The sequence below is a fragment of the Hypericibacter sp. genome (genome assembly GCF_050729195.1).
In the GTDB taxonomy this organism is placed as follows: domain Bacteria; phylum Pseudomonadota; class Alphaproteobacteria; order Dongiales; family Dongiaceae; genus Hypericibacter.
The window spans coordinates 53,064-75,980 of sequence record NZ_JBOHKS010000134.1; the positions used below are offsets into that span (position 1 = coordinate 53,064).

The following is a 22,917-nucleotide window of genomic DNA, read 5'->3' on the forward strand; positions in this document are numbered from 1 at the left end:
CGGCTGATGGCGGCCCATGGAGGCGACGCGCCGGTCTGTCCCGGAGCGTTGAACGCACGGGCTTGCCATGTCGACTTCCGTCATCCTCATCCACGGCGAGTTTCTGTCGCCGGACTGCTGGCAGGGATGGCAGCAACGCTTCGAGAAGGCCGGCTATCCCTGCCTCTCGCCCGCCTGGCCATGCCACGACCGGCCGGTCGGCGAGCTGCGGCTGGAACCCGATCCGCGGCTGACGTCGCTCGGCGTCGGCGATCTCGTCGAACATTATGCGCGCCTCATCGAGGACCTGCCGGCGGCGCCGATTCTCATCGGCCATTCCATCGGCGGGCTGGTGATGCAGATGCTGCTCGACCGCGGGCTCGGTGCCGCCGGGGTCGGCCTCGCCGCCCTGCCCCCGCGTGGCGCCCTGCCCGGTCTGTCGATGAAGGGGCCGCTGCTCGCATCGTTGATGGTGCTGGGCGGATGGCAACGGATGCCGGCCCTGAGCCCGGGACGCTTCGCCAAGCGCGTGGCGCACACCTTGCCGGCCGAGGAACAGGCGGTGGCTTATCGGCGCCTTCTGGTGCCGACCGCGGGGCGCATCGTCTTCGAAGCCGCGCTGGGAATCGGCACCGGCATCGATTTCGCCAATCCCGCCCGTGCGCCTTTGCTGCTGGTCGGCGGCGAGGAAGACCGCATCCTCGAGCCCTCCGCGCTCCGCGCCCTTTATCGCGCCCATCTTCGCTCGCCGGCCGAGACCGCCCTGCGGCTCCTGCCGCGCCGCTCTCACTGGCTCCTGACCGAACCGGGATGGGAAACGCTGGCGGATTTCTGCCTGGCCTGGGCGGCCACTCATGCGGCCGCGACCTGAATTCCAGGACATCCGCGGGAGCAGACCCGCGGGAACGCGCGAAACGTTCAAGCCCCGCGAGCGGGGCGCAATCCCTTCGCGGCTCTCTCGCTTAGCGTGGCGACAGCATCGATCACCCGCGCGAGAGAGACAGCACCATGAACATCCAACAGCAGCTTGCGGAGGCCCCGTTCTTCGCCGTCCCGTCGGATCGCAGCGGTGCCGAGCCGATCGTCGTGACCACAGCCACGCTCAACGCGCTGCTCGAGGATCTCTCCACGCTCTATGCCCGGGCGAAAACCGTTCATTGGCATCTGTCGGGTCCCTATTTCCGCGACCATCGCCTGCCGCAGGACGAGCGGACCTTGCGGATCCTCGCCGCGATGGATGCGATCGCGGACCGGACCCGGAAGCTCGGCGGCGCCGTGCTGGGCTGTCTCGATCATATCGACCGCCTGCGCCATCTCGTCGGCGACGACGCCGATCTGGTGTTGCCGCATCGCATGCTGACCGAGCTGCATGAGGACATGGTGGCGCTGGCGGTCTATATGCATGACGTCGATGCGCTCCAGGCTGCTCCCTCGGGTCGGGCCGCCGCCAGCCCGCTCGAGATCTGGATGGACGGCGCTGAAGCGCGCGGCCGCCGGCTGGTCGAAGCCGCCCGCCTGGGCTGAAGGATTCGGGGAGGGGGTGCCTGGCATCCCCCTTTCCCAACCTTCCCCCTCGAGGGGTGAAGGGATAAAGATGCGAGGCTGCTTCCCTCGTTCTGCTACCCGGTACCCATGACTTCCGCCGCCGCCGCCATCGACACCACGTCCTACATTCCCTTCGTCGCGACCGGCTCCTACCCCGTGCGGACAGGGAACCGGCTGCGGCCGCTGGTGGATGGCGTCCCCGCCTTCCGGCGGATCGGCGAGGCGGTCGAAGCCGCGCGTCGCCGTGTCTGGGTGACGGTCACCTTCATCGCGCCGGATTTCCGCCTGCCTGACGGTCGCGGCTCCTTCTTCGATCTGCTCGATCGCGCGGTCGCGCGCGGCCTCGATGTGCGCGTGATCTTCTGGCGCCCCAATCCCGAGAGCAGCGACTATGGGCGCGTCTTCGCCGGCGCGCCGGCCGATCGCGACATGCTGCGTGCACGCGGCTCGCGCTTCCTCGCCCGCTGGGACCGGGCGCCGGGGGGCTTCTGCCAGCATCAGAAAAGCTGGCTCATCGACGCCGGCGAGCCGACCGAGACGGCCTTCGTCGGCGGCATCAACCTGACCGGCAAGGCCATCGGCGCGCCCGGCCATGAGGGCGAAGGCGGCCGCCACGATCTCTATCTGGAGCTGGGCGGTCCTTCCGCGACCGACATCCATCACAATTTCGTCCAGCGCTGGAACGAAGCCAGCGAGCGCCAGGCGGAAGACGGACGCTGGGGTCACGGCGAAGCCGATGCTCTGCCCTTCCCCGCCTTGATCTCCGCGCCGCAAGGCGGGAGCCGGGTGCAGATCCAGCGCAATCTGCATCCCGGTTGCTATCGCGACGGTCATGCGGCGCCCGGCGGCAAGGTCTATGACATCGCCGGCGGCGAACGGACCATCTTCGAGCAATATCGCCAGGCCATCGATGCCGCCCGCGATACGATCTATGTCGAGAACCAGGCGGTCCCGACTCCGGCGGTCGCGGCGAATTTCGAGGCGGCCCTGAAGCGCGGCGTCGATATCGTCATGCTGGTCCCCGCCGATCCGGAAGAGCGCGTGCGGGAGGCCCGGCGGAATCCCGAATGGAAGCCGTTCTTCGAGCAACTCGCCGTCTTCCGCCGCTATGGGAATTTCATGCTGGCCGGGATCGCCGCCCGCGACAATCAGGGTGGGCGGAGCAACATCTATGTCCATGGCAAGGCCATGTTGATCGACGATCGCTGGGCCACGGTCGGCTCCTGCAATCTCCATTGGAATTCGATGAACGGCAATGCCGAGATGAACGCGTCCTTCTGGGACCCGCCGGTCGTGCGGGCGCTGCGCTGCCAGTTGCTGGCGGAGCATCTCGGGCGCGATACCGTGGCATTCGACGACCGCGCGGCGCTTCATCTCTATCGCCAGATCGCGCAAGACAATCGCCGCAGGCGGGACGCGGGCGACCTCGACTGGCAAGGCCTTGCTTTCCGGCTCGACCCCGCCGCCTATGGCGAATAGACGACGATCATTGGATATCAAAGGAGATCGACATGGCTCGTCCACCTCTCCCGCCCTTCACCGCCGAGACCGCCGCACAGAAGGCGAGGCTGGCCGAGGACGCCTGGAACACCCGCGATCCGCAGCGCGTGGCCCAGGCCTATACGCCCGACAGCCGCTGGCGCAACCGCGCGGAGTTCCTCCAGGGCCGCGAGGCGATCGAGGCGTTCCTGACGCGCAAATGGCAGCGCGAGCTCGATTACCGCCTGATCAAGGAGCTCTGGGCCTTCACCGGCAACCGCATCGCCGTGCGCTTCGTCTATGAATGGCATGACGACAGCGGCAACTGGTATCGCTCGCATGGCAACGAGAATTGGGAGTTCGACGAGGAGGGGCTGATGCGCCGGCGCGTCGCAGGCATCAACGACCAGCGCATCACCGAGCCTGAGCGCAAATTCCGCTGGCCGCTCGGGCGCCGGCCCGACGATCATCCGGGCCTCACCGATCCGGGACTTTAGCGCGGCAGCGCGAGAGACGTCGCTCTACCAATGCCCCTTCCGCCGGTTCCAGCCATAGAGCCAGCCGGCGAAACGGTCATAGGTGAAGCGCGCGACCGGGTGGATGACAGGCAGGCCCAGCAGCCCGCCGAGCCAGCGATCGCCCGGCGTGCGGCGCCAGATCTCGATCGCGCAATCGGCGCCGACATGGAGCCGGCCCTCGGCATCGACACCGTGAAGCCGGCGGCGCACCGCTTCCAGGTCCGCCCCGAAGCGGGTTAGCGCCGCGGGCTCGAGATTGATGTCGCGGAACTCGACATCGCCGGCCCGCACCGCACGCAGCAGCCGGCTGCGCTGCCAGTCGATGCCGGCGTTACAGACCGGGCATTTGGTGTTGTACCAGACGGTGAGCTTGGCGAGCATGGCCGGTCATTTCCGCTTCGGCGCCACGAGCGAGGCTTAAGACCAGCGTCTCCCCGATGGTCGCCACCCATCACGCTAGTCATCCCGATCGCCATAAGTCCACCCGGTCCTCTTCCGGCCTTCCGCTCCGCACCCGTCTCGGCAACCGGGATCGCCATGTCCATGAGGGAGCGCGACTCCGCGAGTCGGCAGGACCGCCTAAGGCGGGGCGGGATAGGCGCGCGGAAGATACAGGCAAACCACCGTGCCCCGATTCAACTCGCTGTAGATCTTGATATGACCGCGCGACTGTCTGGCGAAGCCGAGCACCATGGGCAGACCCAGGCCCGAGCCTTTGCCGCTCTCCTTCGTCGTGAAGAACGGCTCGAATACCCGATTCAGAATCTCCGGCGCAATGCCGCTGCCGGTGTCCGATACCGCAAGCATGACATAATCGCCGGGCGCGACTTCGGGATTTTCGGCGGCATACTGCGCGTCCAGCGGCTTGTTGGCCGTCTCGATACCTAAGACCCCGCCCTCGGGCATGGCGTCTCGGGCATTGATGGCGAGGTTGACGAGAGCGGACTCCACCTGTACCGGATCGGCAATCGTCGGCCACAGATCGTCGGCGAGAGTCATGCGGATATCGATCCGCTCGCCCAACGTCCGGCGCAGCATATCCATGGTCCCGGTAACCAGCTCGTTGAGCTCGAATATCTTGGGATCCAGGGGCTGGCGCCGAGAGAAGGCGAGGAGCCGGTGGATGAGCTCGGCACCCTGGAGGCTCGATCTCATGCAGACATCCAACAGCTCGCGGGCTTTGCCGTTGTCCTTGATCTCCCTTTCGAGTTGCCCGAGACCGCCGACGACGACGGCGAACAGATTGTTGAAGTCGTGAGCCATCCCGCTGGTCAGTTGCCCGATGGCTTCCATTCTCTGCGCCTGTACCAGTCGCTTCTCGTTCGCCTTGCGCTCGGTCATGTCGCGCAAAATGACAAGCGTCGCATGAGCGGCGTTGCTGTCGAAAGGCGCGGCAGCAACTTCGACATCAAGAACGTTTCCGTCGAGACGGACGATTTTCCGGTCGATGGCCGTCACCGGAATCCCGGCTTCGGCCAGCGCCGCGGCCTGCCCTTGGAAGAGTTGACGGTCGTCATGCCGAAACAGGACGACCGTCGGCTTGCCGAGAAGTTGAACCGATGCCGTCGCGCCGAAGAGACGGAGGCAGGCGTCGTTGGCAAAGACCACGCGACCATCGCGCTCGACGAACAGGCCGTCCTGCATCCGTTCGAGAATGGCGCTTTGAAACCGGTGGTTCTGCTCGATCTCCGCGGTCCGTTGCAACACGCGCTCCTCGAGTTCCGCATTGAGCTTCTGAAGCATGGATTCGGTGTGCCGTCGCCGGTCCGCCTCTCGACGCTTCAGATGAAAGAGGCCGACGATGACCAGCGTGCTCGAAACGATCCCGACGAGCAGAACGAGGACGGATTCCTCGACACGCTGCTCGGCACTTTCCGAGCGCTCCTCGAAGAGATCGTTCTCCGCCCATTCCATGCCGGCGACGATTCCCCGAATCCGATCCATGATGGCCCGGCCTTCCGCCAGTCGCGGCGTGTCGACGGCGGAGAGCCCCTGATCCTGCCGAAGCCGAATCAAGTCCTCGAGCAAACGAAAGCGGTCGGCCACGAGGGATCGGAGCAGGCTGACGCTCTGCCGCTGGTTCGGATTGTCGGCGGTGAGTTGGCTTAGCTGCTGGAGAGATCGCGGAGTCTCCACCGCGGCGGCGCGATACGGCTCGAGATAGGCCGGGTCGCCGGTGATGATGTATCCTTCCTGGTCGGTCTCGGCGGTGCTGAGAAAGGAAAGCAGACGTTCGGCTTCGTAGCGGACGTCCAGCGCATGCCTCGCCGCGTCTCCGGCGGCCATCAGCGCGCATATGTGGTAGTACGCCACGCCGTAGAAGCTCCAGATCGCCAGAATAGCGAGCCACAGGGCGACCAGCCGCCCGAATCGGGTTCGCCACCCCTCGCGAGGGGGTTCCTGCCGCGATCGGCCAGCGCCGGCAACGGACACCTCAAGCTCCCTTCCTGTTTCGAGCGGCGGTCACCGGCCGCGCGCCAAATTCCGTCGCGGATCTCCACTCATATCCAAGACCCGCGTCTCAGCCGGCGCCTGTTGCATCTCCGCAGGTTCTTGTCGGGCCCGGGATGCCGGGCCATGATTGGAATGTCGTGTTACGCTCCGCCGAGCATGGAAGATCGCGGGCGTCGGCGCGGCTCCACCGTGCATAGCCCCGCCAGCCGCCTCAGGGCAGCGCGACCGGTCCATACCTGACGCGGGAATGTCGCGCGCGAAGAAATGCAAATGCTGGAGTTACGCTCCGCGACTCGTATTAGTTGAAATCGACAGCTTTGACTATCGGCGATATATTCCGAAACTCCCATACTTAAAGGCGGCCCGCACCATTACTTTCGGACACTGCAGACATTTCTCTATGACGATGGTTCCGATGCGGCCTCGGTCCTGCTTTGGACGATCGTGCAGGCCGTCGCAATCGTGTCCGACAGGACCCGAACCAGGCGTGCCAGATCGTCGATCTTCGTCGCCTCGGGCATGGCCGTCTGATCGATGTCCGCGAGAACTCCAATGACTTGCTCGTAACCTGCGATGGCGGGCACCAATCCGATCGATGGATCCAGCGAATCGATCGTTTTCAGCCTGAGAATGATCTCTTCCAGCCCCTGGATCGAACGAGCGCATTCCTCCGCCAGCACGGCATGCAGATTGGCGATGGTCTGGACGCTCCCCTTGACGATGGCCGGATGGTTGACGATGGCACCCATGGCGGGCTTTCCCCAGTTTGACGACTGACATACAGGGCGGCGCCGGGGGCCGCTTGGCCGATCGGCCAACGCCCCCCGGCTTCGTGGTTCGCGATCAGGCGGCCCGGATGTTGTTGAGGAAGCCGTCGACCTCGGCGCGTAGGAGTTCCGCCTGCTTGGCGAGTTCGCCGGCCGTTGCCAGAACCTGAGCCGACGCGGCCCCTGTCTGGCTGGCGGCCTGCGTCACACCCGTGATGTTGGACGTGACCTCGGAGGTACCGGCCGCCGCCTGCTGAACGTTGCGGGCGATCTCCTGGGTCGCAGCCCCCTGCTCCTCGACGGCGGACGCGATCACGGTGGCGATCTCGCTGATCTTGGCGATCGTGCCGCCGATGCCTTCGATGGCGCCGACGGACCCCGCAGTCGCGCTCTGCATCGCGTTGATCTGGGTGGCGATCTCCTCGGTCGCCTTGGCCGTCTGGTTGGCCAGCGACTTGACTTCCGAGGCGACCACGGCAAAGCCCTTGCCGGCTTCTCCGGCACGGGCGGCTTCGATCGTGGCGTTGAGCGCAAGCAGGTTGGTCTGGCTGGCAATGTCGTTGATCAATTGGACGATGTTGCCGATCTTCTGCGCCGCTTCCGCCAGCCCCTTGACCTCCGTATTGGTTCGCGCCGCCTCGCTGACCGCGCGGCCGGCGATATCGGTGGATTCCGACACGCGCCGGCTGATCTCGGCGACGGAGCTGGCCAGTTCTTCCGCGGCAGATGCGACGGTCTGCACATTGGTCGCGGCCTGCTCGGACGCCGCGGCGACGGCCGTCGACTGACGCGACGTTTCCTCGGCGGTGGCCGACATGCTCTCGGCGGTCGACCGCATCTCGGTCGCGGCCGAGGCGAGGATGCCGAGAAGGCCGGTGACGGACTGGTCGAAGCTCTTGATATAGCCTTCGACGGCCCGCTGCCGCACTTCCTTGCGCTCCTGCTCCTTGCGTTGTTCTTCCGCCAGGCGATCCATCTCGATGGCGTTCTGCTTGAACACCTCGACGGCGTCGGCCATCTTGCCGATCTCGTCCGTGCGGCCCAGCGCCGGCACCGTGATCGTCTTGTCGCCGCCGGCCAGCTTCGACATCGCCGTCGTCATCGCGAGGACGGGCTTGGCGATACCGCTGCCGATGAGCCATGCGATCAGCAAGCCGAAGACGATGCCGCCGAGGCTGAGGATGATCGAGAGCGTCTCGGAGCTCGCGATGACGCCGTGGGTTTCCTCGGCGACCTTCTCTTCCTCGCTGGCCGCGTCGGCGCTGATCGTCTCGGCGTCGCTCATCACCTTCTCGGATTCTTCGCCGATCGTCTCATTGACCAGCTTTTCCATGTCGCCGTCGATGACTTCGCTCTTCTTGAAGGCTTCGTCATAGCTGGCGATCAGCGTCTTGATCTCGTTCACCTCGGCAAGGAACGCGGGATCCGTGACGACCTTTTCGATCTGGCCGACGGCCTTCGCGGCCTCTTCGAAAGCGGTTTCCGCCTGCGCAGCCGATCCGGTCTCGCGCCGTTCCAACATCAGGTTCGAGTAGAGCCGCGCCTTGATGATCTCATAGAGGGCCGAGCTGGCGAGGACCGCGGCATTGCTGTCGCCGCGCTGCGTGGCCTTGTGGACGAGATCTTCGAGATCTGCCGAGAGCTTCGGGCCGGCGATGTCCAGCACCTCCGAGGCGATCCTGACGCGTTCCGCCTCGAGCTCCTCCACCTTGCCGAAGTTCCCGATGATCGTGGCCAGGGTTTCACCCACCGCCTCGAACGCTTTCTTCTGCGTTTCGTCGACCGCGTGCTTCAAGCCGGCTTCGATTTCTTCCTGGAGCTTCTTCTCCACCTCGGCCGCGTCTTTCGCGGCCGTGGAATCGCGCGTGCCGACATAGTTGTCGATGTTCCGGCGCAGCTTGACCACGTCGCGCTCGATCTCTCCGGCGTCGGCGGCGACGCCCACGGCGTCGCTATAGTCGCCGAACTGGTTCGAGATCGAGGTAAAGCCCATAAAGGAAATTGCGGAGACGCCGGCCAACAGCAGGAGGACGAGCGCGAAGCCCGAAAGCACCTTGGTCTTGACCTTCATATTGCTCAGGCTGGCCAGAAGGCCGCCCCGCTTCGCATTCGCAGACAAAATTATACTCGACATGATCACGATCTCCATTTGCCCGGGCGTTGCCCGGGAGGGGGCTTTAAAGGGATTGCAGCAGGAAGCGGCGATTCACGCCCTGAACGGGCCGTGCATTGACCGGGAAGAGGCCTGCGAATTTGCGGATCTGGGCTTCGGACGCCTCGATCGGCTGCTTGAACATGGTCCAGAGCACGCCTTCCGAGCAGGGCGGCGTGGTCAGCGAGCCCTGATAGCGGAAGAAACCCCGGTCCGTCGGCAGCAGCGCCGCGGGACGGATCGGCGTGCCGATCTCCTGGACCGGACCGGCTTCCGTCGGCATTCCGGCCCAGATGGGCTCGAGCGCGGCATTCTCGGCACCCAGCTGGATGAAGACGCCGAGCACGGCCAACTGGCCGGCGTCGGAGCGATGGACGAAATGCAGCTCCAGCTCGAAAGCGCGGCCCGCGAGAAGATGCTCGCTCGGATGATGGAAATGGAATTGCAGCAGCTCGAACGAGCGGCCGTCGATCCGGGTCCGGGAACCTGGGCTGCAATTGACCTGAATGGTGTGCCCGTTGTTGACGATCGTCAGCGGCATGCTCTGGAAGTCGGGTTCGACACCGGCAAGCTGAGCGCTGACGGCGTTCCTGAGGTCGATCGGGGTCTGTTCGAAGCCGAGCTCGCAGACGCGGAAGTCGGCCGAGAGCTCGCCCCAGTTCTGCGGACCGGCCTCGCCTTCGTAGGTCCAATGCGCCGCTCCGCCATGGGAGGGGGTCGTCGCCGACTCCGCCTGCGCGTCGCGACCGGCGAGGAGCGACAGGCAGGTCGGACAGGCGACGCTGCCGATGGCGAGCTGTTGAATGACGCGGCGGCGCGAGATGGGGACAGTCACGATAGACTCCTCCTCTGTTGGTCGGTCACGGGCGACCGCCGATCGATGACGGACGTCGTCATCGATCGGGGTCTCCGTGACCGGCCTGTGATCCCTCCTGGCAGGCAACCCGCAAAAGCGACTTTGCGGCGTTGGCGGACATGCGCGGGGATGCGGCGGGACCACAGGCACGACGATGTTGTTTCGAGATATAGGTAGGAGTCCTAACGACTTTCTTAAAATTGGCGATAACCGTTCGGCTATCCCCGCCCCGGAACGGCCGCAGGATGCCGCCGCCGGTCAAGCGCGGCAGCCGATATTGTTCGGAGATCGGGGGGCCGACAGAAGCTGGACTGCGGCCGCGCTCGACGCTTATCGGGGGGCGAAAAACCCGGCCGTTACAGGCGCTTATCCGGCAGCAAGTCGTCGACAGCAGCCAGCAATTCGGTATCGCGGAAGGGTTTGAAAAGCGCCCGATGCGCGCCCATGGCCTCGGTCAGCGCCAACGCCACAACGGCCGGCAATTCCCGACCGCCGCCGGACATGGCGATGATGGGTATGTCCTCATGGAGTGCCGCGGCCACCTTGATGACTTCCGTACCGTCCGCCTCCGGCAGCAAAACATCCGTCACGAGGAGATCATGGCTGGCGCTGCGCAAGCAGGCGATGGCGACCCGGCCATTCTCGGCTTCGGTGACCTCGTGACCGGCCGCCCGAAGAAGGTTGCGCAGCATCGATCTGAATTCGCGGTTGTCTTCAACGAGCAGAATTCGAGCCATGGCGCCTGTCTCGGCTGCGGTTGTCGGATGGGGACTGCGTCGGCGATCGGTCGGCGATGGTGGCGTACACGCCGCGCGCCGCGATCGCTGCGACCTCGGCCGCCACCTCCTGCTGCTGAGGAAGAAGCTTCGTCAATGCCTCGATGAGAAGATTGAGCGGATCCGAACCCAGGAGTTTCCGCCCCTTATCCGTGAGATCGATTCGCGTGACCCGCCCGTCATGCGGATCCTTCTTCTTCACGACCAGCTTCTTGCGGGCGAGCGCGGCAATCGTATCCGAGGCCGCCGCCTTGCTGACGCAATGAACCCGCGCAAAATTCGTGAGCGTATGGGAACTCGCATTGGCGCGGTCGAGATAGCGCAGCGCGCTCCATTGTGCCGGATTCAGCCCCTCGACGAAGCACTGGCTGTAGATCATTCGCATCGTGTGATCGAGCAGTTCCGCGATCGCGCGGAGCTTCCTGTCGTGACCGGCGCGCTTCGGCCCCGACGCCTTCATCGGCAGCGTCCATCAAGCCCGAGCAGGGAGGCCAGCGATGGAGCTGGAGCCCCGCCATCTGTTGCAGTGTTCATAAGCTGGTTTTGAAGATGCGTCTTGAGGGCAATGCTTGTTCCGGGCACAGAACGGCCAACGCGGTAACCGACACCACACAGCCGGTTTACTTACCATGTTCACTCATTCGGGTTACATGGCAGTTTGGTAACCCGCCTACGCCGAAAGATGATAATACGTGCCTTGCTGCGGTTCCGAAAGATGGCGGCAATGCGGGTCCGGTGCCCTACGGCGATCGTACGGTCGGCGTCAGCCGCCCAGTGATGCCGACGTTACGCAAGAGGCATCTGGCGTTGCATCCCGCGGTGCGCTTCGGAAGCATTATCAGCCATTTCCGCTCCGGCGCGCCCCGAGTGAAGCTTAGAGCCGACCTGTCGTCGATATCGCCAAATGTCCCGCCAGCCATGCAGATCGCCGCGCATCGATCTCCGCACAAACCTTCGAAGCCGCTTCGCTCGGATTCAAGAGCACCGTATCGATCACCAGCCGCGACCCCATCCAGGGCTCATAGTCATGCGCCTGAATTGACGCCCAGCTCGGGAGAATCAGACCCGGCACATCGACGGTCCTGCTTTCCACGCGCCGGCGATGCTCGCGCGCGTCGGAACAGACGACCTCGATCTCGATCAGCGGCGAAGCGGCGTCCGCGGCGACCGTCCGCCAGGCCGCGCGGGTGACGCCCAGGGGGTTCACGCAATCCGCCACCACGATCTGCCCCAGCTCGAGGTTCGTTCCGGCCAGCGCATAGGCCGTCAGGTAACCGGCCGAACCGATATCGCCTGCAAGGACCTCGGCGGATCGAACGGCCTGCTCGATCGAATCGATGCGCAGATAAGTGGCGCGGCACCGCCCGGCAACCTCGCGCGCGATCGTCGTCTTGCCCGTCCCCGGCAGCCCACCAAGGACGATCAGCATCGATGCGCCGCCTGGCGCATCCTCGCCCGCGGCCGCGGATCCGCGGTCAGGGCGAGACGCAATCGAAATAGGCGTTGCGCGGCCCCAGCAGCGTCTCGTCGGCATAGCGGACGAAATGCGCGATCTTGCTGTGCTTGTCGCACTCGGCATCGGCCTGGGCCTGGAGCACCGGGAAATTATCGGCGACCGCCAGCTCGCGGACCACGACGCCGTCGGTCGAGGACTCCGTGACGGTCGGACCGGAGCAACCGGTCGTGGCAAGGGCCAGCAGGATCAGGGGCAGAAGCAGGAAGGGGCGCATGGGGACTCCGGATGAATGAAGGCGAAGAATACTCCCATTTTCGCCCCGCTTCGCAAGGGCCGGGAATCTTCGGAACGAAGCCGATTTCATCGCCACTGTACCCGGAGAATGCGGGTTGCACGTGAATCTCCCGCACCGGTTCGACCGCGCGCACCATCACCGCCATGTCCTCTGGCGTTTCAAGGCAGTCAGGGGCGAACTCGTCTCCGGTAGGAGGATCCCTGCCGAAGTGGGAAAATACCGGGAGCCCAGACTAATTCCGGTGTCGGCAGCCTGCTTAGCGCAGTAAATTATCCTATTCCAACAATTCGCGTCGAGTTGCAGCCGGTGGTCATCAATCTCATCGTCGACAGCATTCAGGCAATGGTCGATGCCTCCAATCGTCCTCGCGAGCCCCTCGTGGCGGGTGAAGGATGAAGCGTGAGACGCCATCGGCCGGGGCCGCGTCGGATTCATTGGTTGTCGTCGTCGACGATGACAGGGCCATGTGCGACGCGCTGCGGGGTCTGCTGGAGTCCGTCGGCCTGGAGGTAAGAATTTTCCACTCGGCCGCGGAGTTTTTCCAAAGCGAGCATCCCAACCTGCCCAGCTGCCTTGTGCTCGACATCAGAATGCCGGGACTGAGCGGCCTGGAATTCCAGGACCGCCTGGCGAAGGCGCACATCCGCATTCCCATCATTTTCATGACCGGTCATGGCGATATTCCCATGTCGGTGAAGGCCATGAAGGCGGGGGCGATCGATTTCCTGACCAAGCCCTTTCGCGATCAGGACATGCTGGACGCCATCACGCTGGCGCTGCGGCGCGACCGCGAGAGACGGAATAGCGAGGGTGTCGAGGCGGAGCTTCGGACGCTCTTCGCCACACTGACCGTGCGTGAGCGGGAGGTCATGACCCTCGTCACGGCGGGTCTCATGAACAAACAGGTGGCGGCAAAGCTGGGCCTGCAAGAGATTACGGTCAAGATTCATCGGGGCAGTGCGATGCGGAAAATGGGGGCTCGGTCCCTGGCGGATCTCGTCAGGATGGCAGAATCGCTGGCACTCGGGCCGCAAAAGCCGTGACCAGGATTAAACTTCAGTATGATAGCCCGATTCCCCGTTGGAGCCCACCCTACGGCGCTGCAGCCGGCATGTGATGCCGGGCTGCGCCGGAGCAGGCCCAGCAAGGACAGGTAGTTTGTCAAAGGTTCCGTTGGTCGCGATTGTTGACGACGATGAGGATGTTCGAATCGCGCTGGAAAGCCTTGTCAGGTCTTTGAGATTCACGGCACGCGCATTCGCGTCCGCCGAGGCCTTTCTGGCGTCCGGTGTTGTGGGAAGGACAGCCTGTCTGATCACCGATGTGAAGATGCCCGGAATGAGCGGGCTGGATCTTCAGGACGCCCTCTTGGCCCAGGGACGCCAAGTCCCGATCGTCTTCATCACCGCCTATCCGGACGAGCGATCCCGGAGCCGGGCCCTGGCAAAGGGAGCTGCCGGAATGCTGACCAAGCCTTTCGATGCACAGAGCCTGGCCGACTGCCTCATGGGCGTCCTTCAAAGGACGAGTGAATAGTGAGGAGCCTGCGGCCTACCGCCGGGGCCGGCCGTCCGCCTCAAAGGACATTCACGATCCCTCTCCTGACGGCAGGGTGAACTGGAAAACGGCGCCCCGGGCCGAGGCGGCATTCGCCCATAATCGTCCGCCATGCGCCTCGATGATCGAGCGGCAGATCGACAGCCCCAGCCCCAGTCCAGCCGGCTTGGTCGTGTAGAACGCTTCGAAGACACGATCGAGAGCAGCCGGCGCCAGGCCCAGACCGGAATCCTGCACGGTCACGAGCACGCCGTCCGACGCATCCCTTTCCGTGCTGATTTGCAGGTCGCGGACGCCTTCGTCGACCTCGCTCATCGCCTCGATGGCGTTGACGATCAGGTTGAGGATGACCTGTTGCAGCTGGACCTGGGTCCCCTGAACCGCCGGCAAGTCTCCCGCGAACTGCGTCCGCACCGAGACACCGTTCTTCATCGCTTCGCTGCGGGTGAGCAGAATAATCTCGTCGAGCACCTCGTTGATATCCAGGCTCTCCGGAGCCGGCGGCGCTTTTTTGAAGAGGGCCCGCAACCCATGGATGACGTCACCGGCCTGCTTGCCGTTCTTCGCAATCCTCTCGAGCGCCTGTTGGACCTGCCGCAAATCGGGTGGGTCCCTTCCCAGCCAGCGCAGAGCGGCCTGGGCGTTAGTAACCGCGGCGGCGATCGGCTGATTGACCTCATGGGCGATCGAGGCCGTCATCTGGCCCATGGTTGCGACGCGGTTGGCGTGGGCGAGCTGCGTCTGCACCTCGCGGTAGCGCCGTTCGCTCTCGCGGGCTTCGGCTTCCGCCCGCTTGCGTTCGGTCAGATCGAGCACGAAAGCGACGCCTTGATCGCCATTTTCCTCGAAGGTCGCGGCGCCGAGCAATACGGGTACGCGACCGCCATCCTTCCGGACATACTCTCTTTCGAGCGGCTGCAGGCGCCCCGTCATCTTGTGCTCTCGCATCGACCGCGCATCGCCGTCTTGCCATTCCAAGGGAGTCAGATCCATCCAACTGATTCGGCCTGCGGCCAGATCGTTGCGGTCGTAGCCCACGATGTGGAGGAATGCGTCATTGGCCTCGATGATCCGGCCTTCGTGACCCCAGAGGAATATCCCGATGATGTTGGCGTCGACCAGGCGCCGGATCTTCGCCTCCCGTTCCGCGAGATCCCGGTACAAACGCGTATTCTCCAGCGAGATCGCCGCCTGCGATGCCAGCAGCTTCAGGACCGGGAGCCGGGCCGGCGAGAAGACGCGGGGCGTGAGGTTGTTCTCGAGGTAGAGCACGCCGATGAGCTTGGCCTGGTTGAGCAGCGGCAGGCAGAGAATCGAATGGGCCTGGCGTTCACGGACATACGGATCCGCCGAGAACGGCTCCTGGGCCGCGGCGTCTTCGAGAACCACGCTGTCCTTCGTGCGCAGGACATAGTGAAGAACCGACGCCGGCAGCGGGGCCGCGGTCACCGCGTCGTCACGCAGCCGCACGGTGACCGTGTCTGCGTTGGTCGTGGCTTCCACGGCGATCCGTTGCTCGGTCCCTGACGTAACAATCAACAGACCTCGCTCGGCACCCGCCTGTTCGATGGCGGTGCGCATGAGCGTGTCGAGCAGCCTGTCCAGGATGATCTCGCCCGAGACGGCTTGCGACACCTTGATCACGGTCGCGAGGTCAAGGTGTTCGACAGGGGCCCCGATCGTGCTCGTCAGCCCGGGCACCCGCTCCTCCTCCTTCAGCTGCGGATAGAGCTGATCGAGTTGTCGCACCTTCCCGTCGGCATCCCAACTCAGGTAACAGCGCCGGGCGTTTCGCAGATAGAGCTGCGCGATCTGTTCAAAGCCGCGCACCGCATAGAAGCGGGCCGCCAATTCGTAAGCCAGTCCTTCGTTCTGAACGAAGCCTTGCTCGCGCGCCGACCGGATGGCCTGCTCGTAGAGCCGTTCGGCATCCAGCTCCCGGCCTTCGAGGCGAGCGATCTCGGCACCCACCAGCGCGGCGCGGCTCTCAAAATTCTCGGGACAATGCCGAGCCCAGGACATGAGCCACTCATGATGCCCGGCCGCGGCGTCGAGATGCGTGCGCCGTTCGTCACCGGCCGTCGAGTCGCAGAGTGCAGCACGGCTGAGCGCCTCGAAGAACTGATAGTCGGCGCGCTCGAACTGGGTCGGCACGGTCCAGAGCGGCGGATTCCGCTCAACGGCCGCGATCCCCCCGGCAAAGTCTCGCATGAAGGTGCGCGCCTGCAGCTCGCGGATCGCGGCGATCGCGTAGGCGTAACGATGCCTCAGGTCGGGGCTGCCGGAGGGGTTCCCGGCGCGACCTCCCCTGCGATCGCCCGTATCCAGATCCTCATACCGATCCGCATCGAGAACCGCCTCGCTGAAGGATCGGCCGATCGGCACTTGCCCCCGCAGCATCCGAATGACGGCAAGCTGCTCGGCGATGCCCCTTCGGACGATGTTGAATCCGAGCCCTTTGACGATCACGCGATTCTTCTCCGCTTCCCGCTCCACCTCCCTCAAGGGGCCGCCGGCGGCGAGCAGGTTTGTGATCATGTCGATGCAGCTGAACGCGGCAAAGGAAACGTCCCCGCTCTCCTGTGCCGCATCGAACGCGCGACGAAGGTAGGTCCGGGCGACATCGAGGGGCTGCGTCCAGTTCGAGACATGCACACCGAACACCGAATAGACGCGTGCTCGGAAGCGTTCGAACCCCGGCCTCTTGACCAGGTCGAGGCCGATCCTTGCGAGCCTCAAGCCCCCCTGGTAGTCGCCGAAGAACATGCCTTGGATGCTGCCGAGCAAGACGTAGGCGAGGGGCGCGCCATCGCTGTTCCCATGCTCGAGACAGATTGCCGCCATACGGCAGATAACGAGCTGACGCAGGGCCTCGCCAGCGAAGAGCGTCGGCGATGAAAGCGCCGTGAGGACGTCCATTGTGGCGCGTTGGGCCGGGTCGGTCATCAAGGGCAGGTCGAGCAGTCTCCCGACCGACAGCTGGCCGAGCCTCTCCGAGAGGCGGTGATATTCCCGGTGCGCGCCGTCGAGGGTTACAGCCAGGGGCCATTCCGGATCGACCAGCCGGAGATATTCCAGGCCGACATGAATGGCCCGGTCCATGTCCCCCATCGTCACGCACAAATCGAGGAGCAGCCGGGTCGCCGCGGCCAGGTCGATATTGTCGAGCGCGCGGGTCAACAGGGAGGCGAAGCGCTTCTCCGCCGACTCGAAGTCACCGGTGAGAAACTCGCATTCGGCCAGATTCAGCTCGAGATCGAAGGTCAACCGATAACATCGGTCCCACGCATCCGCCGGCAACAGGGCCCGGCCGGTCGACAGATACCGCAGCGCCGAGCCATAGGCCGTGCCCAGCTTGGCGCGCTTGCCGGCCATGAGATTGAGCGCCGCAACCTGTTGGCGTTCTTCCGGCGAATGGATCAGCTCGGCGCCGCGAACGAGCTGGTCGACGATCTCGAAGATGCTGCCTTCGAGCTGTTCGGGCGCGGTTCGCGCCGCGAGCAACCGGCCCACGAGAAGATGGGTGGACGCTCGCTCGGCTTCCGGGATGCGCGCGTAGGCGGCCTCGTGGATGCGGTCATGCAGGAATCGGTAGCTGCCGTCCTGGCGCGAGACGAGATCGGCATGGACGGCGGCCTCGAGCGCCGAATGGATCTCGGCCTCGGTCCCCTCCTGGACCATCGCGAGCGTCGCCGCGCGTGTGACGCTGCCAAGGCAGGCCATCCGTTTCAGCGCCTCTTGGGTGGCCTGCGGAAGGCGGTCCAGCTTCGAGGCCATCAGATCGGCGACGTTGTCGGTGAACCCCTTGGCGTGGATCCGCGGCAGGTCCCAGGCCCAGCCCGCCTTGCCCGTATCGAAGGCGAGCAGCCCTTCGGCGACGAGCTCCGTGAGGAAGTGGATCACGAAGAACGGATTGCCGCCCGTCCGTTCGAAGACCATCCCGGCCAGCGGGCGCACACGGTCCCGCTCTGCCCGCAAGGCATCGGCAATCAGTTCTTCGACATGCTCGAGCGAAAGCGAGCCGAGCCCGATGGGGTGGATCTGCCTTCCCGCTTCGCGCACCGTCGCCAGCACATCCATCAGGGGGTGAGCCGGGCCGACCTCGTTGTCGCGATAGGCCCCGGCCAACAGGAGATGCTTGACGTCGGGATGGACCAGCAGATCGGCGACCAACTCGAGCGTTGCCGCGTCGAGCCACTGGAGGTCGTCGAGAAAGAGTACGAGCGGATGCTCCGGTCGCGCGAAAACACCGAGAAACCGCCGGAACACCATCTGGAAGCGGCTTTGCGCATCCTGCGGCGAGAGGTCGGGCAGCGGTCCCTGCTCGCCGATGATGAGAGCGAGCTCCGGGATCAGGTTGATCATCAACTGGCCGTTCGGACCCAGGGCTTCCGCCAGCGCTTCCCGCCAGCCGGCCAGCTCCGCGTCGCTTCTGCTGAGCAATTGACGGATCAGGCTCTGAAACGCCTGCGCGAGCGTCGCATAAGGAATGCCGCGCTTGTATTGATCGAATTTGCCAGCGGCAAAGAGACCGCGCGATGGCACAAGCACGCGGTGCAGCTCGGAGACCACCGAGGACTTGCCGATACCGGAATATCCGGAGACCAGCACCAGCTCCGGCGCGGCGTTGTCGACGACACGATCGAAGGCGGCGAGCAAGGTCTCGACCTCGCGCGCTCTGCCATAGAGCTTCTCCGGGATCAGCAGCCGGTCGGGCGCGTCCTGTTCGCCGAGAGTGAAGGGGGCGATGCGCCCCTGACGCTCCCATTCGGCAAGACAGTGCCGAAGATCCTTCTCGACGCCGATGGCGGTCTGATACCGCTCCTCGGCCGTCTTGGCGAGCAGCTTCATGATGATCTGAGAAACCGGGGACGGGATGTTCTCCACCCGCGCGCCAGGCGCCTGCGGCTTTCGCGCAATATGGCAGTGCACCCATTCCATGGGTTCGGACGCGCTGAACGGCAGCGAGCCGGTGAGCATCTGGTAGAGCGTGGCACCGAACGAGTAGAGATCGCTGCGGGAATCGATCGAGCGATTCATCCGTCCGGTCTGTTCGGGCGCCATGTAGGCGAGCGTTCCGGCAATCGATTCGGGCGAGTCGGGCGCCTGCCGCTCGCGGGGCCGGCGCGAGGCGAGGCCGAACCCGGTGAGCCGCACCTGTCCGTCCGTGCAGTTCACCAGGATGTTTGCCGGCTTGATGTCCTTGTGAACGAGCCCGCGCTGGTGAAGCTTGCCGAGGGCCAAGGCGATACCGATCGCGAGGCGAAGGACGCGTGCCACGTCCATGGGCGCGCCGAGCAGCCGATCGAGCGGCTCGCCACCGGAGTCCTCGAGCAGCAGCATGATCCGGCCGCGTTCTCGGACAATCTCGACCGGTCGCACGGCCCACGCGCCGTCGAGCTCGTCCTTGAGCTCACATTCGTGCGTAAGGCGATCGAGGAAGTTCGGAGTCGGATGCTCCGAGGCGGGAACCACGGCAAGTATGGTGGTGCCGTCACCGTTCTCCGTCGCGCGCCAAGCTCTGCAGAAGACCCGCTCGCCATCCTCCCCCAACAGCTGGAGCGGGTTCCCTCCATGGGCGCTCAGTAGAGAGATTGGGCTCAATCGCCGGGCTCCGTCGCGAGACAGTCGCCGCTCATCTTGCCCAAAAGGGAGGTCACTGTCTCTGCGCCTCCGCTGGCGACGGGCGCGCAAACGGTAATGTGCGGCGGGGCACCCCATCTTTGCGGAAAGGGCTGGTAGCAGCCATCTCTTACGCTCCAAGTGGAGCTTCGGGAGACACTCCCACGCCTAAAATCGCCTCCGCACAGCAGTCCACTTCGTGGCCTGCCACCCGAAGCCGAAGGCGTAGGGTGGCGGACCACGCCCGATGATGATGAGCACTATACCTGCGCTGTAGCGCTACGATAGGATTCCTGGCGAGTTTGCTAAGCGGACGGCGACGCATTGGATGGGTTTGAAGCGACAGAAGAAGCACTCGCCCGAGTTCGCTGAAAGAATATTGCTGGATCGACGACGGCATGGGTATTGATGCTTTCAGCGCGCGGTTCGCCGGGTACTAACGGCGGCTCAAGCAAGGGAAAGCCGATGACGACACCCTTTTACGACCTCAGCGTGCCGACCTTCTTGCAAACCGTTAGGGCCGTCGGAGGCTTCCTCGACCGTGCGGTCATTCATTGCGCGGAGACGGGCACTGACCCCGACGAGTTCGTGGACGCGCGCCTCTTCGATGACATGGCGCCCCTCCAATTTCAGATCGAAGCGGCGTGACACCATTCGGTGTGGGGGTTGGAGGCCGCGAAGACCGGCGTGTTCGCTCCGCCCGCCCTGGTCGGTCCGGTCCCCTTCGCCGACCTCCAGGCTATGATCGGGAAGGCGGAAACGGCGCTGGAAGCGTTTATCCCCGACGAGGTCAACAGCTGGGCGGGCAGGGCACTGGACCTTCAGATCGGCCCGCGGAGGCTCGCCTTCACGTCGGAGACCCTCATCCTCTCGTTTTCGCTGCCCAACCTCCATTTCCACGCCGTCACCGCCTACGACATCCTGCGCTCGCGGGGCGTGCCGCTCGGCAAGCGCGACTATGAGGGCCGGTTGCGCACTCGGCCGGCGTAGCGGCTGCGGCTCTTGAGGAGGCAAAGGCGGCGCACGGCGGCGAATGGCGGAGGAGGCGGGATTCGAACCCGCGATAGGTTTTACCCTATGCACGCTTTCCAAGCGTGTGCCTTAAACCACTCGGCCACCCCTCCAGCGCTTATCGGCGACGGGTCAGCCCGAGAGCGGCCGGTCGCGAAGCGGCGGGGACCCTAGCCCAGGCTCCCGGGCCGACGCAACCCTCGGTCCGCCTCTCTTCAAACCCTGGTTCTCAAGGATTCTCGGCGGCCCGAACGGCCCCCGAACGGCCAAGCTGGCGATGCCGATCCGATCGTCACTCCGCCGGCTCGGCCGCATGCATCGGCGCGTTGCCGCTCGCTGGCTGCGGCGGCAGACGCACCTCGTCTTCCTTGGCCGGAACGGCCTTGCCGTCGGCGGCGCGCCACTGGCGCGCCAGCTCGTTCAGCTGGCTGAGCACCAGGCGCAATTCCTCGCCGCGCTGGGTCAGGCTGTAGGTCACACGCGGCGGGATGGTTGCCTCATAACGACGGTCGACGATGCCGGTGCTTTCCAGCATGCGCAGCCGCTCGGTCAGGACCTTGGCGGAGATGCCGGGCACCTGGCGCTTGATCTCGCCGAAGCGGCTCGGCCCCGAACGCAACAACACCCAAAGGATGTAGGTGGTCCAAGGGCCCATCAGGATTCGGAGGACCCAATCCATCGGGCATTCAGTCACTGCCGCCGTACGCGCCATCACGAAAGCTCCTGTCTCGGTTCCTGCCCCGCTCCTTGAGCCCGGATCAGGGCCGGAGCGGTGACTTCGTTACGTTACCGGTACCATGCCGGTATCTTTTGGCAAGTCACGCTATTGTTATCACCAGCAACCTCACTTGATGCTCGCCCCTCCCCTTTCGGCCGGTTTCCCGAGCCGGCCCAAGCCGTTAAGGTCGGGCGTCGTTGAGGCCGGTAAAAGACCGACAGTTGTCATGGCAAGATCGCTGCGAGTTCTGGGCTGGGTCCTGCTGGCGGTCGCCGCCGCCTTCCTGGGCCATGACCTGGTGCTGCTGCTGAAAGGCGGCCATTGGGACACGGTCTCGCTCGGCCAGGCCTGGGGTTGGCTCCATGAGCCCAGCCGCGACGGGCTGCAGGCGCAGCTCGAGGCGCTCTGGCCGCTGCTCGGTCGCGGCGCCGGCGTTCTCTTGGGCTGGCCCGTCTGGGTTGTGTTCGGCGTGCCCGGTTTGCTGCTGTCGCTGGCCGGGCGGCGATCGGTGAAGCGCCGGCGCTGGTGGAGCTAGCGGCGCCCGGCTTCTCGCTTAGGTCACCACCGACGTCAGTCGTCGCCCATCTTGAGCGCGGCGAGGAAAGCCGACTGAGGGATCTCGACGCTGCCATATTGGCGCATCTTCTTCTTGCCCTCTTTCTGCTTGTCGAGAAGCTTGCGCTTGCGGCTGATGTCGCCGCCATAGCACTTCGCCGTCACGTCCTTGCGCAGCGCGCTGACCGTCTCGCGCGCGATGACCTTGGCGCCGATCGCCGCCTGGATCGCGATCTTGAAGAGCTGCCTCGGGATCAGCTCCTTGAGGCGGGAGCAGAGCGCGCGGCCGCGCTGCTCGGAATGGCCCTTATGCACGATGCAGGCGAGCGCATCGACCGGCTCGCCATTCACCAGGATCGAGAGCTTCACCAGCTCGCCTTCGCGATAGCTGTCGACCTGATAATCGAACGAGGCATAGCCGCGCGAGACCGACTTGAGGCGGTCGTAGAAATCGAACACCACCTCGTTGAGCGGCAGGCGATAGACCAGCATGGCGCGGTTGCCGGCATAGGTGAGATCGATCTGCTCGCCGCGGCGGTCCTCGCAGAGCTTGAGGATCGGCCCGAGATATTCGTCCGGCACCAGGATCGTTGCCTTGATCCAGGGCTCCTCGATCTTCTCGATGCGCGTCACCTCCGGCATGTCGGCCGGGTTATGAAGCTCCTTCATCTCGCCATTCGTCATATAGACGCGATAGACGACCGAGGGCGCGGTGGTGATGAGGTCGAGATTGAACTCGCGCTCGAGCCGCTCCTGGATGATCTCCAGATGCAGCAGGCCCAGGAACCCGCAGCGGAAGCCGAAGCCCAGTGCCGCCGAGGTTTCCGGCTCGAACTGGAAGCTCGCATCGTTGAGCCGCAGCTTCGCGAGGCTGTCGCGCAGGTTCGGATATTCCGCGGCATCGATCGGGAAGAGACCGCAGAACACCACCGGCACCGAGGGCTTGAAGCCCGGCAGCGGCTCCGGTGCCGGCCTCCGGTCGTCGGTGATGGTATCGCCGATGCGGCAGTCGGCCACTTCCTTGATGCCGGCGATGATGAAGCCGACCTCGCCCGGCCCCAGTTCCGGCACCGCGACGCCCTTGGGCGTGAAGACACCGACGCGCTCGATCACATGGGCGGCGCCGGTCGACATCATGCGCACCTTGACGCCGGCCTTGAGCACGCCGTCCTTGACC

The 22,917-nt window shown here is 64.9% G+C and carries 19 protein-coding genes, 1 tRNA gene and 1 pseudogene; 8 read left to right on the forward strand and 13 right to left on the reverse strand.

Features of this window, described 5'->3' with window-relative positions:
- Positions 1-67 precede the first annotated feature (67 nt).
- The 4 genes from ACREE8_RS10555 (at position 68) to ACREE8_RS10570 (ending at position 3,500) form a co-directional block, all read left to right on the forward strand.
- Positions 68-850: an alpha/beta hydrolase gene (locus ACREE8_RS10555; protein ID WP_431572951.1), complete on the forward strand. Its 783-nt coding sequence runs from the start codon at positions 68-70 to the stop codon at positions 848-850.
- Between the two features lie 137 nt (positions 851-987).
- Positions 988-1,503, forward strand: coding sequence for a hypothetical protein (locus tag ACREE8_RS10560; protein WP_431572952.1), 516 nt, complete (start codon positions 988-990; stop codon positions 1,501-1,503).
- 108 nt (positions 1,504-1,611) lie between these two features.
- Positions 1,612-3,003 carry a phospholipase D-like domain-containing protein gene (locus ACREE8_RS10565; RefSeq protein WP_431572953.1) on the forward strand — a complete coding sequence of 464 codons (1,392 nt, stop codon included), beginning with the start codon at positions 1,612-1,614 and terminating at the stop codon, positions 3,001-3,003.
- A 32-nt stretch (positions 3,004-3,035) separates the two neighbouring features.
- Positions 3,036-3,500, forward strand: coding sequence for a DUF1348 family protein (locus ACREE8_RS10570; RefSeq protein WP_431572954.1), 465 nt, complete (start codon positions 3,036-3,038; stop codon positions 3,498-3,500).
- A gap of 24 nt (positions 3,501-3,524) precedes the next feature.
- On the opposite strand, the gene ACREE8_RS10575 is transcribed toward ACREE8_RS10570, so the two are convergent.
- From ACREE8_RS10575 to ACREE8_RS10615, 9 genes are all read right to left on the reverse strand, one after another.
- Positions 3,525-3,902 (reverse strand): thiol-disulfide oxidoreductase DCC family protein, encoded by a 378-nt coding sequence (locus ACREE8_RS10575; RefSeq protein ID WP_431572955.1) that lies wholly within the window; start codon positions 3,900-3,902, stop codon positions 3,525-3,527.
- A gap of 198 nt (positions 3,903-4,100) precedes the next feature.
- Positions 4,101-5,954 carry a CHASE3 domain-containing protein gene (locus ACREE8_RS10580; protein WP_431572956.1) on the reverse strand — a complete coding sequence of 618 codons (1,854 nt, stop codon included), beginning with the start codon at positions 5,952-5,954 and terminating at the stop codon, positions 4,101-4,103.
- Between the two features lie 419 nt (positions 5,955-6,373).
- Positions 6,374-6,724, reverse strand: a complete 351-nt coding sequence (locus ACREE8_RS10585; protein WP_431572957.1) for a hypothetical protein — start codon at positions 6,722-6,724, stop codon at positions 6,374-6,376.
- A gap of 94 nt (positions 6,725-6,818) precedes the next feature.
- A complete protein-coding gene (locus tag ACREE8_RS10590) occupies positions 6,819-8,876 on the reverse strand; it encodes a HAMP domain-containing methyl-accepting chemotaxis protein (RefSeq protein ID WP_431572958.1) in 2,058 nt (685 codons plus the stop codon).
- A 43-nt stretch (positions 8,877-8,919) separates the two neighbouring features.
- A complete protein-coding gene (locus ACREE8_RS10595; RefSeq protein WP_431572959.1) occupies positions 8,920-9,729 on the reverse strand; it encodes a carbonic anhydrase in 810 nt (269 codons plus the stop codon).
- A gap of 377 nt (positions 9,730-10,106) precedes the next feature.
- The gene (locus tag ACREE8_RS10600) at positions 10,107-10,487 is read right to left on the reverse strand and encodes a response regulator (RefSeq protein ID WP_431572960.1); all 381 of its coding nucleotides are present in this window, start codon (positions 10,485-10,487) and stop codon (positions 10,107-10,109) included.
- A complete protein-coding gene (locus tag ACREE8_RS10605; RefSeq protein ID WP_431572961.1) occupies positions 10,465-10,986 on the reverse strand; it encodes a MarR family winged helix-turn-helix transcriptional regulator in 522 nt (173 codons plus the stop codon). The genes ACREE8_RS10600 and ACREE8_RS10605 overlap by 23 nt, the downstream gene beginning before the upstream one ends.
- 414 nt (positions 10,987-11,400) lie before the next feature.
- Positions 11,401-11,955 (reverse strand): AAA family ATPase, encoded by a 555-nt coding sequence (locus ACREE8_RS10610; RefSeq protein WP_431572962.1) that lies wholly within the window; start codon positions 11,953-11,955, stop codon positions 11,401-11,403.
- A 46-nt stretch (positions 11,956-12,001) separates the two neighbouring features.
- Positions 12,002-12,256, reverse strand: coding sequence for a hypothetical protein (locus tag ACREE8_RS10615; RefSeq protein ID WP_431572963.1), 255 nt, complete (start codon positions 12,254-12,256; stop codon positions 12,002-12,004).
- Positions 12,257-12,669: 413 nt separating this feature from the next.
- On the opposite strand from ACREE8_RS10615, the gene ACREE8_RS10620 reads away from it, so the two are divergent.
- A complete protein-coding gene (locus ACREE8_RS10620) occupies positions 12,670-13,320 on the forward strand; it encodes a response regulator transcription factor (protein WP_431572964.1) in 651 nt (216 codons plus the stop codon).
- Positions 13,321-13,435: 115 nt separating this feature from the next.
- The gene (locus ACREE8_RS10625; RefSeq protein WP_431572965.1) at positions 13,436-13,813 is read left to right on the forward strand and encodes a response regulator transcription factor; all 378 of its coding nucleotides are present in this window, start codon (positions 13,436-13,438) and stop codon (positions 13,811-13,813) included.
- Between the two features lie 51 nt (positions 13,814-13,864).
- On the opposite strand, the gene ACREE8_RS10630 is transcribed toward ACREE8_RS10625, so the two are convergent.
- Complete coding sequence (locus ACREE8_RS10630) at positions 13,865-19,387, reverse strand: trifunctional serine/threonine-protein kinase/ATP-binding protein/sensor histidine kinase (protein ID WP_431572966.1); 5,523 nt, start codon at positions 19,385-19,387, stop codon at positions 13,865-13,867.
- Positions 19,388-19,921: 534 nt separating this feature from the next.
- Here ACREE8_RS10630 and ACREE8_RS10635 point away from each other — a divergent pair.
- Positions 19,922-20,446 (forward strand): annotated as a pseudogene (locus ACREE8_RS10635) (DUF1993 domain-containing protein).
- 44 nt (positions 20,447-20,490) lie between these two features.
- Here ACREE8_RS10635 and ACREE8_RS10640 read toward each other — a convergent pair.
- Both ACREE8_RS10640 and ACREE8_RS10645 read right to left on the reverse strand, forming a co-directional pair.
- Positions 20,491-20,580, reverse strand: a tRNA-Ser gene (locus ACREE8_RS10640).
- Positions 20,581-20,759: 179 nt separating this feature from the next.
- The gene (locus ACREE8_RS10645; protein WP_431572967.1) at positions 20,760-21,179 is read right to left on the reverse strand and encodes a winged helix-turn-helix transcriptional regulator; all 420 of its coding nucleotides are present in this window, start codon (positions 21,177-21,179) and stop codon (positions 20,760-20,762) included.
- A gap of 232 nt (positions 21,180-21,411) precedes the next feature.
- Between ACREE8_RS10645 and ACREE8_RS10650 the strand changes: the two genes are divergently transcribed.
- Positions 21,412-21,720, forward strand: coding sequence for a hypothetical protein (locus ACREE8_RS10650; RefSeq protein ID WP_431572968.1), 309 nt, complete (start codon positions 21,412-21,414; stop codon positions 21,718-21,720).
- A gap of 35 nt (positions 21,721-21,755) precedes the next feature.
- Here ACREE8_RS10650 and lepA read toward each other — a convergent pair.
- A partial coding sequence (gene lepA / locus ACREE8_RS10655; RefSeq protein WP_431572969.1) for a translation elongation factor 4 occupies positions 21,756-22,917 on the reverse strand: 1,162 nt, incomplete at its 5' end.